Annotated in this window: 11 protein-coding genes; 8 read left to right on the top strand and 3 right to left on the bottom strand. The window is 61.7% G+C overall.

The annotated features are described in order from the left end of the window. Positions 1 to 72 precede the first annotated feature (72 nt). Positions 73 to 1,017, bottom strand: a complete 945-nt coding sequence (locus IF199_RS27775; protein WP_192559177.1) for a choline ABC transporter substrate-binding protein — start codon at positions 1,015 to 1,017, stop codon at positions 73 to 75. A gap of 192 nt (positions 1,018 to 1,209) precedes the next feature. Between IF199_RS27775 and IF199_RS27770 the strand changes: the two genes are divergently transcribed. Continuing rightward, on the top strand, positions 1,210 to 2,154 hold the full coding sequence (locus tag IF199_RS27770; RefSeq protein WP_192559176.1) for a GlxA family transcriptional regulator: 945 nt from the start codon (positions 1,210 to 1,212) through the stop codon (positions 2,152 to 2,154). A 1-nt stretch (position 2,155) separates the two neighbouring features. Here IF199_RS27770 and IF199_RS27765 read toward each other — a convergent pair whose 3' ends face one another. Together IF199_RS27765 and IF199_RS27760 are read right to left on the bottom strand one after the other, a co-directional pair. Then, positions 2,156 to 2,572, bottom strand: coding sequence for a DUF3010 family protein (locus IF199_RS27765; RefSeq protein ID WP_192559175.1), 417 nt, complete (start codon positions 2,570 to 2,572; stop codon positions 2,156 to 2,158). A gap of 47 nt (positions 2,573 to 2,619) precedes the next feature. Further along, positions 2,620 to 3,021, bottom strand: coding sequence for a lysozyme inhibitor LprI family protein (locus tag IF199_RS27760; protein ID WP_102619806.1), 402 nt, complete (start codon positions 3,019 to 3,021; stop codon positions 2,620 to 2,622). Between the two features lie 234 nt (positions 3,022 to 3,255). Here IF199_RS27760 and IF199_RS27755 point away from each other — a divergent pair, with 234 nt between their 5' ends. The 7 genes from IF199_RS27755 to IF199_RS27725 all read left to right on the top strand — a co-directional run bounded on the left by IF199_RS27755 (position 3,256) and on the right by IF199_RS27725 (position 15,463). Further along, a complete protein-coding gene (locus tag IF199_RS27755) occupies positions 3,256 to 4,233 on the top strand; it encodes a dipeptidase (RefSeq protein ID WP_007959776.1) in 978 nt (325 codons plus the stop codon). 75 nt (positions 4,234 to 4,308) lie between these two features. Further along, positions 4,309 to 4,839 carry a DUF5943 domain-containing protein gene (locus tag IF199_RS27750; protein WP_007959778.1) on the top strand — a complete coding sequence of 177 codons (531 nt, stop codon included), beginning with the start codon at positions 4,309 to 4,311 and terminating at the stop codon, positions 4,837 to 4,839. Between the two features lie 15 nt (positions 4,840 to 4,854). Beyond that, on the top strand, positions 4,855 to 6,915 hold the full coding sequence (dgcA, locus tag IF199_RS27745) for a dimethylglycine demethylation protein DgcA (RefSeq protein ID WP_007959780.1): 2,061 nt from the start codon (positions 4,855 to 4,857) through the stop codon (positions 6,913 to 6,915). 154 nt (positions 6,916 to 7,069) lie between these two features. Continuing rightward, the gene (dgcB, locus tag IF199_RS27740; protein WP_192559174.1) at positions 7,070 to 9,019 is read left to right on the top strand and encodes a dimethylglycine demethylation protein DgcB; all 1,950 of its coding nucleotides are present in this window, start codon (positions 7,070 to 7,072) and stop codon (positions 9,017 to 9,019) included. Beyond that, positions 9,019 to 10,239 carry an electron transfer flavoprotein subunit alpha gene (gene etfA / locus IF199_RS27735; protein ID WP_192559173.1) on the top strand — a complete coding sequence of 407 codons (1,221 nt, stop codon included), beginning with the start codon at positions 9,019 to 9,021 and terminating at the stop codon, positions 10,237 to 10,239. Before dgcB ends, etfA begins: the two co-directional genes overlap by 1 nt. Positions 10,240 to 10,248: 9 nt before the next feature. Continuing rightward, the gene (gene etfB / locus IF199_RS27730) at positions 10,249 to 11,019 is read left to right on the top strand and encodes an electron transfer flavoprotein subunit beta (protein WP_192559172.1); all 771 of its coding nucleotides are present in this window, start codon (positions 10,249 to 10,251) and stop codon (positions 11,017 to 11,019) included. Between the two features lie 991 nt (positions 11,020 to 12,010). After that, on the top strand, positions 12,011 to 15,463 hold the full coding sequence (locus IF199_RS27725) for a GMC family oxidoreductase N-terminal domain-containing protein (protein ID WP_192559171.1): 3,453 nt from the start codon (positions 12,011 to 12,013) through the stop codon (positions 15,461 to 15,463). Positions 15,464 to 15,587 lie beyond the last annotated feature (124 nt).

The raw sequence follows: 15,587 nt of genomic DNA, 5'->3' as shown, positions 1-15,587 counted from the left end.
GCGTTTTCCTTCAGGCGTGATGGGTCTGTTCGCAGCCCGTGGCGGGCTGCGAAGTGGTTCGTTCGTTGCGGTTTATTTACTGGTGAGCTGGAGGTTTTCAGCCGCCGGTTTGCCATCGAAGGTGGTCACGCCTTCGAGCCAGCGCTGTTTGTCCTGCGGGTGATCCTTGAGCCATTGCTTGGCCGATTCGAAAGCGTCCTTGTGATCGAGCAGCGGCTGCATCATCCGGCTCTCGTCTTCGGCGGTGAACGTCAGGTTGCTCAGCAGGCGGCCGACGTTCGGGCATTGTTCGGCGTATTTCGGCGCGGTGACGGTCCACACGGTGGCCATGCCTTCGTTCGGGCCGAGGGCGTCGTCGCTGCCGGTCAGATAAGTCATCTTCACGTTGACGTTCATCGGGTGCGGCGCCCAGCCGAAGAACACCACGGCTTCCTTGCGGCGCACGGCGCGATCGACGGCGGCAAGCATGCCGGCCTCGCTCGATTCCACGAGCTGGAATTTGCCGAGGCCGAACTGGTTCTTGGCGATCATCGCCTTGATCTGGGTGTTGGCGCCCGAGCCTGGCTCGATGCCGTAGATCTTGCCGCCCAGTTCTTTCTCGAACTTGGCGATATCGGCGAAGGTTTTCAGACCCTTGTCCGCCAGATAGGTCGGTACGGCGAGGGTGGCGCGGGCATCCTTGAGGCTCGGGGCCTGGAGGACTTTGACCTGATTGGCGTCGACGAACGGGGTGATGGTCTGGGTCATCAACGGGTTCCAGTAGCCGAGGAACAGGTCCAGACGCTGGTCGCGGATCCCGGCGAAGATGATTTGCTGGGAGGCGCTGGTTTGTTTGGTGCTGTAGCCGAGGCCGTCGAGCAGAACCTGGGTCATGGCGCTGGTGGCGATCACGTCGGTCCAGTTCACGACGCCCATGCGCACGTTCTGGCACGAGGCAGGTTCGGCCGCCATGACACTGGCGCTTAAAAACGCGGTACCGCTGAGTGCGAGAACACAGCTGCTGATCAGTCGTTTCATGTCGGGTTCCTCGGCAGGTCGTTATTGTGGGTCCCGGCATCTGTCGTGCCGGTGATGCCAAATTACGCAGCAACGCCCCCACAAAAACGCACTGCGGCGACCAGCTCTTGCACTGCAGCGACCTGTGCTCTTGAATGCCGCCGACAACTGGCGTATCAACGTTGCACGCTACCCGCTGACCGAGTGCGCGCCATGTCCCAGGATTTCTACTTTCTGTTGATGCCGGGTTTTTCCGCCATCGGTTTCATCTCTGCGATCGAACCGCTGCGGGTGGCCAACCGCTTTCGCGGTGAGCTGTACCGCTGGCACGTCTTGAGCGCCGATGGCGGGGCGGTGCTGGCGAGCAACGGGATGTCGGTCAACGCCGACGCGGCGCTGGAGCCGTTGAAGAAAGGTGCGACGCTGCTGGTGGTCGCCGGGTTCGAGCCACTGAAGTTCGCCACCCCGGCGCTGGAACACTGGCTGCGACGCCTGGACAACGAAGGCGTGACCCTCGGCGCCATCGACACTGGCAGTTTCGTCCTCGCCGAGGCCGGCCTGCTCGACGGCCATCGCCTGACCCTGCATTGGGAGGCCATCGACGCCTTCAAGGAATCTTATCCACAGCTCAGCGTCACCCAGGAGCTGTTCGAGATCGACCGTCGGCGCATCACGTCCGCTGGCGGCACCGCTTCCATCGACCTGATGCTCGACCTGATCGCCCAGGCCCACGGCCCGCAACTGGCGATCCAGGTCAGCGAGCAGTTTGTATTGGGGCGGATTCGTCCGCGCAAGGACCACCAGCGCATGGAAGTCGCCAAGCGTTACGGCATCAGCAACAAGAAACTGGTTCATGTGATTGGCGAGATGGAACAACACAGCGAACCGCCGCTGACCACCCTGGAGCTGGCGGAATCGATCAAGGTGACGCGGCGGCAACTGGAGCGGTTGTTCCGCCTGCACCTGAACGACACGCCGAGCAACTTCTACCTGCGCTTGCGGCTGGAGAAAGCCCGGCAGCTGTTGCGCCAGACCGACATGAGTGTGCTGGAAGTCAGCATCGCCTGCGGGTTTGAATCACCGTCGTATTTCACCCGCAGCTACCGGGCGAAGTTTGCCCGGTGTCCGCGCGAGGATCGGCGTACCGCTCAGGCTTGAGTTACTTTTTCAGCAAAGCGGAGCAGGCCGCCTTGTAAGCCTCGTGCTGATACTTGTTCAGCGTCCCCGGCAGCTCGAAGTTGTGCTTCTTGGCCTGGGCATTGATCGTCTGCGGCGACAGCAGCGTCACCTCGCAACCATCGAGCAACTGAAACACGCCCTCGATCTTGAACGTGGTCGGCCCACCGGCAAACTCGCCCTTCTTGCTGCGCTTCTTGATCGCGATGCGATCGATGGCGTTCTCCCGCACGAACGACGCCACCTGCGCAGCAAATACTTTGACGTTGGCCGCCTCGTCGTCATCGTCCAGGGCGATTTTCTTGGTGCTCAGAGCGACATGGCTCAGCACCGAACCGTCGAGGGACGCCACGGCGATGATCGCTTCACTGCCTTTGATTTCGATACCGCAGATGTTCATGTGAATCCCTTGATTGGCTGGAGAGATGCAGCTTACAGCTCAAGTCCTCACTCCTGCCCGATCGACTCCAAAAACTCCGACCGCTCATCGCTCATCCGCGCCACGCAATCATTCTGCGCAATCTTGAACGCCTTGCTGCCGTCCGTCGCCGGGAAGGCTTCGACAGCGCAGTCGGCATCGCGGGTTTTCAGCCATTGTTGCTGGGCGGTCTTGAGTTTGGCGGTGATGTCGGCCAGTTGCGCAGGGTTCTTGCCGTAGGTCGATTGCATGCGCTCGTTCAGGCTTTTGAAGTTGTCCTGGAGCAGGTCTTCGGCGGTGGTGCGGCTGTAGGTCGAGCATTCCAGGGTCTGGACGTCGTTTTCCACCGCATCGCACGGGTTGTTGTCGGACTCTTCGGCGGCGTGTACGCCGGTCGCAATCAGTGCCAAAGCCAGGAAGATCGATTTCATTGATGTCGCCGCTCTAATCCAGTGGTGTTTCCGAGATGCGGCAGATTCTGGCTCAAGCTCGCGGGCTTGAACAGGTGGCTGGTCGGACCGGTTGGCGACCCTTTGTCGCGGATTGACGCTTTCGGCAATTCCCCTGTCGTTTTTGCACCCGGCTGGTCGTGCACCGAGGCATATGCTGGCCCCAAAGCGCCGGCAGACGATTCGGCGCATGAATCGCCAATAAGGGGACGCCTGATGAGCCCAGCCGAATTACACGCCGACAGCATCGTTATCGACGGTCTGATCATTGCCAAATGGAACCGCGAGCTGTTCGAAGACATGCGCAAGGGCGGTCTGACGGCGGCCAACTGCACCGTGTCGGTGTGGGAGGGCTTTCAGGCCACGGTCAACAACATCGCCGCCAGCCAGAAGCTGATCCGTGAAAACAGCGACCTGGTGATCCCCGTCCGCACCACCGCCGACATCCGCAAGGCCAAGGAGCAGGGCAAGACCGGCATCCTCTTCGGCTTCCAGAACGCCCATGCGTTCGAAGACCAGATCGGCTATGTCGAGGTGTTCAAGCAGCTCGGCGTCGGCATCGTGCAGATGTGCTACAACACCCAGAACCTGGTGGGCACCGGTTGCTACGAGCGTGACGGCGGTCTGTCGGGCTTCGGTCGCGAAATCGTCGCCGAGATGAACCGTGTCGGCGTCATGTGCGACCTGTCCCACGTCGGCTCCAAGACTTCCGAGGAAGTCATCCTCGAATCGAAAAAACCGGTCTGCTATTCCCACTGCCTGCCGTCGGGGCTCAAGGAGCACCCGCGCAACAAGTCCGATGAAGAACTGAAGTTCATTGCCGACCACGGCGGTTTCGTCGGCGTGACCATGTTCGCGCCGTTCCTGGCCAAGGGCATCGACTCGACCATCGACGACTACGCCGAAGCCATCGAATACACGATGAACATCGTGGGCGAAGACGCCATCGGTATCGGCACCGACTTCACCCAGGGTCACGGTCAGGACTTCTTCGAATACCTGACCCACGACAAGGGCTACGCCCGCCGTCTGACCAACTTCGGCAAGATCATCAACCCGCTGGGCATCCGCACCGTCGGCGAGTTCCCGAACCTGACCGAAACCCTGCTCAAGCGCGGCCACTCCGAACGTGTGGTGCGCAAGATCATGGGCGAAAACTGGGTCAACGTCTTGAAAGACGTCTGGGGCGAGTAAGCCGCTTCTCTGAATACTTTCCCCCGGCCGTCCGCGCCGGGGGCAACACCCAAATTTTTCTGGAGTTAAGTTTCCATGGCCAAGATCGCCCCGCAATTGCCAATCGAAGTCGACAGCGAGACCGGTGTCTGGACCTCCGACGCCCTGCCGATGCTGTACGTGCCGCGCCACTTCTTCGTCAACAACCACATGGGCATCGAGGAAGTGCTGGGCGCCGACGCCTACGCCGAAATCCTCTACAAGGCCGGCTACAAATCCGCCTGGCACTGGTGTGAAAAAGAAGCCGAATGCCACGGTCTGGAAGGCGTCGCGGTGTTCGAGCACTACATGAAGCGTCTGTCGCAGCGCGGCTGGGGCCTGTTCAAGATCCAGGACATCGACCTCGATAAAGGCACCTGCAGCGTCAAGCTCGAACACTCGGCGTTCGTCTACGTCTACGGCAAGGTCGGACGCAAGGTCGACTACATGTTCACCGGCTGGTTTGCCGGCGCGATGGATCAGATCCTTGCCGCTCGTGGCAGCAAGATCCGCACCGTGGCCGAACAAGTCTACGGTGGCTCCGAAGAAGGCCACGACGACGGCCTGTTCACCGTCAAGCCGTTGTAAGTCGAGGAACCCGCCATGGCTTTCGAAGCAATGTTCCAGCCGATCCAGATCGGCAAACTGACCATCCGCAACCGCGTGCTCAGCACCGCGCACGCCGAGGTCTACGCGACCGACGGCGGCATGACCACCGAACGGTACGTCAAGTATTACGAAGAGAAAGCCAAGGGCGGCATCGGCCTGGCGATCTGTGGCGGTTCGTCCGTGGTGGCGATCGACAGCCCGCAGCAATGGTGGAGCTCGGTGAACCTGTCCACCGACCGGATCATCCCGCACTTCCAGAACCTCGCCGACGCCATGCACAAGCATGGCGCCAAGATCATGATCCAGATTACCCACATGGGCCGTCGCTCCCGTTGGGACGGTTTCCACTGGCCGACCCTGATGTCGCCGTCGGGCATCCGTGAACCGGTACACCGTGCCACTTGCAAAACGATTGAGCCGGAAGAAATCTGGCGGGTGATCGGCAACTACGCGCAAGCCGCGCGCCGTGCCAAGGCCGGTGGTCTGGACGGCGTCGAACTGTCGGCCGTGCACCAGCACATGATCGACCAGTTCTGGAGCCCTCGCGTCAACAAGCGTACCGACGAATGGGGCGGCACTTTCGAGGGCCGGATGAAGTTCGGTCTGGAAGTCCTGAAAGCCGTACGTGCCGAAGTCGGTGACGATTTCTGCGTCGGCATGCGTATCTGCGGTGACGAGTTCCACCCGGACGGCCTGTCCCACGAAGACATGAAGCAGATCGCCAAGTATTACGACGACACCGGCATGCTCGATTTCATCGGCGTCGTCGGCTCGGGGTGCGACACCCACAACACCCTGGCCAACGTGATTCCGAACATGAGTTACCCGCCGGAGCCGTTCCTGCACCTGGCGGCCGGGATCAAGGAAGTGGTCAAGGTTCCGGTGCTGCACGCGCAGAACATCAAGGACCCGAACCAGGCCACGCGGATTCTGGAGGGCGGTTACGTCGACATGGTCGGCATGACTCGCGCCCACATCGCCGACCCGCACCTGATCGCCAAGATCAAGATGGGCCAGATCGACCAGATCAAACAGTGTGTTGGCGCCAACTACTGCATCGACCGCCAGTACCAAGGTCTGGACGTGCTGTGCATCCAGAACGCCGCGACCTCCCGTGAATACATGGGCGTGCCGCACATCATCGAGAAATCCACCGGGCCGAAACGCAAGGTGGTAATCGTCGGTGCCGGCCCGGCGGGGATGGAAGCTGCTCGCGTGGCAGCCGAACGTGGCCACGACGTGACCCTGTTCGAGAAGAAAGAATTCATCGGCGGGCAGATCACCACGGCCTCGAAAGCGCCGCAGCGTGACCAGATCGCCGGTATCACTCGCTGGTTCCAGCTGGAACTGGCGCGACTGAAAGTCGACCTGCGTCTGGGCACTGCCGCGGATGCCGACACCATCATGGACCTGCGTCCGGACATCGTGGTGCTGGCCGTCGGCGGGCATCCGTACCTGGAGCAGAACGAACACTGGGGCGCCGCCGAAGGGCTGGTGGTCAGCAGTTGGGACGTGCTCGACGGCAAGGTCGCGCCGGGCAAGAACGTGCTGGTCTACGACACCATTTGCGAGTTCACCGGGATGTCGGTCGCCGACTTCCTCGCTGACAAGGGCAGCCAGGTCGAGATCGTCACCGACGACATCAAGCCGGGCGTGGCCATCGGCGGTACGTCGTTCCCGACCTACTACCGCAGCATGTACCCGAAAGAAGTGATCATGACCGGCGACATGATGCTGGAGAAGGTCTACCGCGAAGGCGACAAGCTGGTCGCGGTGCTGGAGAACGAATACACCGGCGCCAAAGAGGAGCGGGTGGTGGATCAGGTGGTCGTCGAGAACGGCGTGCGCCCGGATGAGGAAATCTACTACGCCCTCAAGGATGGCTCGCGCAACAAGGGCCAGATCGATGTCGAGGCGCTGTTCGCGATCCAGCCGCAACCTTCGTTGAGCAGCAATGGCGACGGTTACCTGCTGTTCCGCATCGGTGACTGCGTGGCGCAGCGTAATACCCACGCTGCGATCTATGACGCCCTGCGGTTGTGCAAAGACTTCTAAAGGCTTGCACATGACCCTGTGGGAGCGGGCTTGCCCGCGAATGCATGCTGTCAGTCATCGCTGTACCGACTGACCCAGCGCTTCGCGAGCAAGCTCGCTCCCACGGGAACACGCTGAACGTGTTTCTCCAGGCTGTACTGGTGGGAGCTTCACCATGTTGAACACCCTTCTTCCAATCCTGTTGTTCGCAGCCCTGGCCCTTGCGGTGCTGGGTGCGTTGCGGCGGGTGGCCATGTGGCGCCGGGGCCGGGCCTCGAAGGTCGACCTGATCGGCGGCCTGTTTGCCATGCCCAAGCGTTACATGGTCGATCTGCACCACGTGGTGGCGCGGGACAAATACATCGCCAACACCCACGTCGCCACGGCGGGCGGTGCGGTGGCGTCGATCGTGCTGGCGATTCTGGTGCACGGTTTCGGCCTGCATAACCGCATTCTTGGCTACGCGTTGCTGCTGATGACGGCGGTGATGTTCGTCGGGGCGATCTTCGTTTATCGGCGTCGGCTCAACCCGCCGTCGCGACTGTCGAAAGGCCCGTGGATGCGCCTGCCGAAAAGCCTGCTGGCGTTCTCGGCGTCGTTCTTCCTGGTGACCTTGCCGGTGGCCGGGATCCTGCCGGAGAACTTCGGCGGCTGGGTGCTGGCAGCGATTCTCGGGCTCGGCGTGTTGTGGGGTGTGTCGGAACTGTTCTTCGGCATGACCTGGGGCGGCCCGATGAAACACGCCTTCGCCGGTGCGCTGCACCTGGCCTGGCACCGTCGCGCCGAACGTTTTGGCGGCGGCCGTTCCACTGGTTTGAAACCGCTGGACCTGAATGATCCGACCGCACCGCTGGGTGTGGAAAAACCTAAGGATTTCACCTGGAACCAGTTGCTCGGTTTCGACGCCTGCGTGCAGTGCGGCAAGTGCGAAGCGGCGTGCCCGGCATTTGCCGCCGGCCAGCCGCTGAATCCGAAAAAGCTGATTCAGGACATGGTCGTCGGCCTCGCCGGCGGCACCGATGCCAAGTTCGCCGGCAGCCCTTATCCGGGCAAACCAGTGGGCGAACACAGCGGCAATCCGCATCAACCGATCGTCAACGGCCTGGTCGATGCCGAAACCCTGTGGTCGTGCACCACGTGCCGCGCCTGCGTCGAGGAATGCCCGATGATGATCGAGCACGTCGATGCCATCGTCGACATGCGTCGTCACCTGACTTTGGAAAAAGGCGCGACCCCGAACAAGGGCGCCGAAGTCCTGGAAAACCTGATCGCCACCGACAACCCCGGCGGTTTCGCCCCGGGCGGACGGATGAACTGGGCGGCGGACCTGAACCTCAACCTGCTCAGCGAAAAGCAGTCCACCGACGTGCTGTTCTGGGTCGGCGACGGCGCCTTCGACATGCGCAACCAGCGCACCTTGCGCGCCTTCGTCAAAGTGCTGAAAGCGGCCAAGGTCGACTTCGCGGTGCTGGGTCTTGAAGAGCGCGACAGCGGCGACGTTGCCCGACGTCTTGGTGATGAAGCGACCTTCCAGTTGCTCGCCAAGCGCAATATCCAGACCCTGGCCAAATACAGCTTCAACCGCATCGTCACCTGCGATCCGCACAGCTTCCACGTTCTGAAAAACGAGTACGGCGCGTTCGATGGCAATTACCTCGTGCAGCACCACAGCACTTATCTGGCGGAAATCATCCAGGCCGGCGCGCTGAACCTCGGTCAGCACAAAGGCAACAGCGTGACTTACCACGATCCGTGCTATCTCGGCCGTTACAACGGCGAGTACGAGGCGCCGCGCGAAGTGCTGCGTGCGCTCGGCATCGAGATCAAGGAGATGCAACGTTCCGGCTTCCGTTCGCGCTGCTGCGGCGGTGGTGGCGGGGCGCCGATCACTGACATTCCGGGCAAGCAGCGGATCCCCGACATGCGCATGGAAGACATCCGCGAGACCGGCGCGGAGCTGGTGGCGGTGGGTTGTCCACAGTGCACGGCGATGCTCGAAGGCGTGGTCGAACCGCGTCCGCTGATCAAGGACATCGCCGAACTGGTGGCCGACGCGCTGCTCGAAGACGCCGCGCCGAACAAGCCTGCCACCCCGGCCAAACGTGAACCTGCGGAGGCCCACTGATGAGCGACATTATCCGCCGCGACCCCCGCGCCGAATGGATCGCACGCAACCGTCTGCATCCGCTGCACGCGGCCATGCAACCGGCGCAACACAGCTGGATGGGGCCCAACGGGATCATCCGCAAGAACCTGCACGGCATCGGCTTTATCGGGCCGAACGGCATCAAGCGCATCGACCGCAGCGGCGCCCAGCAGGGCGGGGCGGTCAAACGCTCGGCAGCGGTCGAAGTGCAATTGCCGCTGCATCAGGTGCCGGCCCCGGCGTTCTACATCAGCGTGGTGCCCGACATGGTCGGTGGCCGCCTGAGCAGCCACGACCGTGATTTGCTCGGCCTGGCTCATCAACTGGCCGGCAGCGACGGCGCCGTGTTGGCCTTGGTCTTCGGCGAGCACAAGGAAAACGCTTTTGCCACGGCAGGCGTCGATCGCTTGCTGGTGCTGGAAGGCGAAGAATTCAGCGGTTATGCACCGGAACAACGGATCCAGGGCCTGCGCGCTGTGGATAACCAGTTCAACCCGCGCCACTGGCTGCTGCCGGACAGCCGCAGCGGTGGCGGCGAACTGGGTCGGCGCTTTGCCGCTGCACTGGGCGAACGCCCGGCCACACGGGTGTGGCAGGTCAAGGATCAGGAATGCATCGGCCGCGCCGGTGCCGGGTTGCAGGATCTCGCTCGTCCGGTGGCGCGGTTGATTCTGGCGTCCGCCGAATGTGCCGAGCCGGTCAGCGAAACCCGTCACGAAGCACTGCCGGTGGAGTTATCCACACCTGTCGCGCGCAGCCTGTCGCGGATCGAGGATCTGGGCGCGGTGGCGGTGGATCCGTCGGCGATTCCGATGGCCGAAGCCGAGTTCATCTTCTCTGGCGGCAACGGCGTCAAGGACTGGGAGCTTTTCCACAGGACCGCCGCCGCTCTCGGTGCCACCGAAGGCGCCTCGCGGGTGGCGGTGGACGATGGGTTCATGACCCGTGACCGTCAGGTCGGCGCGTCCGGCACCTGGGTCACGGCGCGGGTTTACGTGGCCGTGGGGATTTCCGGGGCGATCCAGCACCTGCAAGGCATCGGTGCCTGCGACAAGGTGGTGGCGATCAACCTCGATCCGGGCTGCGACATGATCAAGCGTGCCGACCTGTCGGTGATCGGCGAAAGCGCGGAAATTCTTCAGGCCTTGATCGCGGCGGTAGAGGCTTACCGCAACGAAGCCAAGCGCGATGCGGCTTAAGGAACGGTTATGAGCACAAAGATCATCAGTCTGGTTTCAATCGGCGCCCACCCGACCTCGGGCCGCCCGCGCCGCGCCGAACAGGACGCCCGCGCGGTGGAGCTTGGTCTGCAACTGGCTGGGGATAACCTGCAAGTGCTGCATGCCGGAGACATTGGCGAACCTGCGCTGCGCGCCTATCTGGGCATGGGCCTTACACAGATGCATGTGCTGGAACAATCGGCCGGCGCCGACGCGCTGCCGGCGTTGACCGACTATCTGCGTGACGCCGGTGCCCAGGTCGTGCTGACCGGCAGCCAGGCGGAAACCGGCGAAGGTTCGGGGATGCTGCCGTTCCTGCTGGCCGAAGGCCTGGGCTGGCCGCTGGTGGTGGGGCTGGCACAGGTCGAATCGATCAACGACGGCTCGGCGCTGGTGCTGCAAGCGTTGCCCCGTGGGCAGCGGCGCCGGTTGAAGGTACGTCTGCCGTTTCTCGCGACTGTGGATAACGCCGCGCCCAAGCCTCGGCAGAGTGCTTACGGCCCGGCGCGGCGTGGGGTTCTCCAGGCAAAAGACGTGGAAGTGGTGGACGACGAATTGCTTGCGGTGTCGACCCTGCAACCGGCCAAGCCACGGCCGAAACGGTTGAAGGTGATCAAGGCCAAGAGCGGGGCGGACCGGATGAAGGCGGCGACGGCCAAGGCCAGTGCTGGCGGGGGGCAAGTGCTTAAGGGCGTGACGGCCGAGGCAGGTGCCGAAGCTATTCTCAAACTGCTGATCGAAGAAGGTGTTGTCCGCTAGAGCCCTGCATTTGACCCTCTTCCTTTGGAAGAGGGTTTTTACCCACAATCCCTGTTGGCGGATCTGTGGATAACGTGTACACCCATCCCTGAGCCCCACGCCAATCAAGCCCTCCAGCCCCAAGATCAAAAAATAACCAGCCTAACTCGCGGTTTTTTCTAAGTTTTTCCCCACGACAACTCCCCAACTTGCCCCCAATCTCTGTTGGCGCTTCTGTGGATAAGATGTTCGCTATCCGCTAAGAGCCTTATAAACCATGGCCTACAAAGATCTGATCAAAAAACGCTCAATTCAGCCTTTTAATCCGTCAATCCCCACGCAAACCCCGATTTATCAACGCCTATGACGCTTTTCCACAGAGCCCGCCAAGTTACCCCCGAAGTCTGTTGGCGCTTCTGTGGATAAGGTGTTCGCCATCCTTTGCAAGCCACGCAATCCGTGCCTTTCAGGCTTGTGATCAAAAAACACTCAATCGTTGCTGAAAACCCTGCTTCTGGATAAGTCACTTTTTTTCTTCACAAAACCGTCGATATTTTTCCGGGTCATCCACAGTTGTCCCCATTTGCTGTGGGTGGCTATGTGGATAACTTGTTCGCCAAACCCTGCAAGCCCCGCCGGCTATAGTCCAAACGGTAATTGATCAGATTTCATACAGTTCTAAAGCGCTGCCTTGACTTCATTCCGGCCGCTGTCTTCACTCCAATGGCACAAGGACCGCCGTCACTTATCCACATCTGGTTCAGGGAGAACGCGTGATGGATACCCAGCCACATCGCTCACCCCTCAATCCCCGCATGCTCCGCGCCTTACCGGCCCCGCTGCCGCGCAAGCGCACCTTGCGTCGTGCCGCCAATCAGCACGCCCGCCTGTAGCGAGTCGATATTGACCACATCGCTGTACTGCCGCCGAAACCGGAGGCCAGGTGCCCGTTCGCCCATTGATTGCAGGCAACCGCAGAGTTGCCCCATCTGCCTGAGAGAGGAACCACCTCATGACACGGATCGCAACGCCCATCAGCGACATCAAGGAACACTACGACGTGATCGTCATCGGCTCCGGGTATGGCGGCGGCATTGCCGCTTCGCGGTTGTCCCGGGCCGGCAAAAAGGTGTGTCTGCTGGAACGCGGTCGGGAAATCCAGCCCGGCGAATACCCCAACACCATGATCGCTGCGACCGAAGAGTTGCAGGTGAACGACCCGGACGGCCACATCGGCTCGCGCACCGGGTTGTTCGATCTGCATGTCAACGCGCAGCAGAACGTAGTGGTCGGCTGTGGCCTGGGTGGCACGTCGCTGATCAATGCCAACGTCTCGCTGGAACCTGAGCCCGGCGTCTTTGATGACCCGCGCTGGCCGCAGGAGGTGCGCGAACACCGCGACACCCTGCTCAAGGACGGTTATGCCCGCGCCCGGGAAATGCTCAAACCCAATCCTTACCCGAATACCGCGCCGAATTTGCCCAAGCTCGACGCCAACAAAAAGTCCGCGGATTTCCTCAAGCAAGGCGCGCACTTCTACAAACCGCCGATCAACGTGACCTTCGACAAACTGCCGAACAACCTCAACCACGTCGGCGTCGAGCAACTGCCGTGCAACCACTGCGGCGACTGCGTTTCGGGCTGTAACAACAAGGCCAAGAACACCACGCTGATGAACTACCTGCCGGACGCCTGCAATCACGGCGCGGAGATCATCTGCCAGGCCCAGGTGCGGCATCTGGAGCGCGATGGCGATGGCTGGATCGTGCACTTCCAGTATCTGGACAGTGGTCGCGAGAAGTTCGACGCGCCGACGCTGTTCGTGAAGGCCGACATCGTCGTGGTGTCCGCCGGCACCCTCGGTTCCACCGAGATTCTGCTGCGCTCGCGGGACAAGGGCCTGGCGATGTCCGGGCAGCTCGGCGAGAACATGAGCGGCAACGGTGACATCCTCGGCTTCGGCCACAACTGCGAACAGACCATCAACGGCATCGGTTTCGGCACGCACCCGGCCAAGGAAATGAAACCGGTCGGCCCGTGCATCACCTCGATCATCGACATGCGCACCGAAGGCGACTGGCGCAGCCGCATGGTCATCGAGGAAGGTTCGATCCCCGGCGCGCTTGGCCGGCCGATGGTGCCGGCGATGGCCGGGTTTGCCGAGCTGATCGGCAAGCCCACCGACGACAGTTTCAGCGGCAAAGTGAAGTACAAGGAGCGCGAGGCCGAAAGCTTCCTGCGCGGCCCGTACTACGGCGCGCTGCACAACATGCAGACGTACCTGATCATGAGCCACGACAGTGGCCAGGGCCGCATGGTCCTCGATAACAAGGATCAGTTGCGCATTGACTGGCCGGGCGTTGGCGAACAGGAAAACTTCAAGATCGGCAACGAACGCCTGCACCAGAGCACCCAGGCGTTGGGCGGGATCTGGGTGGAGAATCCTATCTGGACCAAGTTGCTCAAACACAGCATCGTCTCGGTGCATCCGCTGGGCGGTTGCGTGATGGGCAAGGACGCCGGGCAAGGCGTGGTCAACCACAAGGGGCAGGTGTTCAGCGGCGCCAGTGGCACCGATGTCTACGCCAACCTGTACGTGACCGACGGTGCGGTGATTCCGACGTCACTGGCGGTCAACCCGCTGCTGACGATCTCCGCCGTCAGCGAGCGCAACATGGGCCTGCTGGCCGCCGATCGTGGCTGGAAGATCGACTACACGCTGCCATCGGCGCCGCGTAAACAGACTGCGCCACCGACCCTTGGCGTGCAGTTCACCGAAACAATGAAAGGCTATTTCTCCCGGGCCTTCACTGCTGCGCAAAGCACCGACCTCAAGGTTTATGAGGCGGCGGCCAAACGTGGCGAGGCGGACAACTCGCCGATCGACTTCACCCTGACCATCACCGCCAACGATCTCAACCGGATGATCAAGGAACCGGAACACGCCGCGACCATCGTCGGTACGGTGATCGCCCCGGCGCTGTCGCCGGAACCGCTGACCGCCAGCAACGGTGTGTTCAACCTGTTCGAGCAATTCGAGCAGCAGGTCGACACGCGCCACATGAAATACGACATGAAGCTGACCGCCGAGGACGGTAACGACTATTTCTTCAGCGCGTTCAAGACCGTGCCGGAAGACAACGGCGTGCTGAACATCTGGCACGACACCAGCACCCTTTACGTGACGCTCTACCGTGGACCGGACAAGTCGGGCGAGGTGATCGGTTCGGGTGTGATGCACATCCATCCGGCCGATTTCGCCAAGCAGATGACCACCATGAAAGTCCTCAATGCGCGCAACGAGCGCGAGCGCATCGAAGGGCTGGCGCGGTTCGGCAAGTTCTTCGCCGGGATTCTCTGGGAGAGTTACGGCGGGGTGTTCGCCGGTGACAAATACTTCAATCCCGATGCACCGCCACGCTTGAAACGGCCGCTGGATGCGCCGACGCCGGCTGTGCATTTCTTCCCCACCGAGGATGGCGTGGAACTGCGCCTGAGCCGCTATCAGGCCGGCAGCAAAGGCCCGGTGATGCTGGTGCATGGCTTGGGTGTGGGCTCGAATATCTTTTCCACCGATACGATCCAGACCAACCTGCTCGAATTTCTGTGCAAGCACGACTACGACGTGTGGCTGCTGGATTTCCGGGTGAGCATCCTGCTGCCGGCCAGCAAGAAGGAATGGAACGGCGATCAGATCGCCCAGTACGACTTCAAGGCCGCCATCGGGCAGATCCAGCAGCAGACCGGCGCGAAGGACGTGCAATGCGTGGTGCATTGCTACGGCGCGACGACGTTCTTCATGTCGTTGCTCGCCGGTTTGCAGGGCGTGCGTTCGGTGGTCTGCTCACAGATTGCCGCCGACACGGTGGTGGCGACGGCAACGGGGCTGAAGGCCGGTCTGCACTTGCCGGGCATGCTCGATGCGATTGGCGTGAAGTCGATGACGGCCTACGCCGACAGCAAGGAGAACTGGTTCAACAAGCTCTACGACAAGGCCCTCAACGGCTACGCGCGGATTGAAGCACAGGGTTATTGCACCAACCCGGTGTGCCACCGCATCACCTTCATGTACGCCTCGCTGTACCGCCACGACACCCTCAACGAGACGCTGCATGACAACCTGCACGAACTGTTCGGCGAGTCGAACATCGAGACCTTCGAGCACCTGGCACTGATCGTGCGCAAAGGACATCTGGTGGATTTCAAGGGCAACGATGTGTACATGCCGCACTTCGACCGGCTGACCATGCCGATCTGTTTCATCAGCGGCGCGGAAAACCAGTGTTATCTGCCGGAAAGCACGCTCAAGACTTACCAGCGGGTTTGCGAGAAGCATGGGCCGGAGCGTTATAGCCGGCATGTGGTGCCGGGCTATGGCCATATCGATTGCATGTTCGGCAAGAACGCGGTGGTCGATGTGTACCCGATCATCCTTGAACACCTGGAGAAAACGGCCCTCGGATAGCACCCGATCGTTCCCACGTCGAGGCGTCGAACCGTCTGCGTGGGAATGCATCCCGGGACGCTCTGCGTCCCAAGAGCGGACGCAGAGCGTCCATGGCGGCATTCCCACGCGGAGCGTGGGAACG

The organism is Pseudomonas allokribbensis (assembly GCF_014863605.1).
Taxonomy (GTDB): Bacteria; Pseudomonadota; Gammaproteobacteria; order Pseudomonadales; family Pseudomonadaceae; genus Aquipseudomonas; species Aquipseudomonas allokribbensis.
Note: the sequence above shows the minus strand (reverse complement) of the source record. Positions and strands in the feature narration are given on the sequence as shown.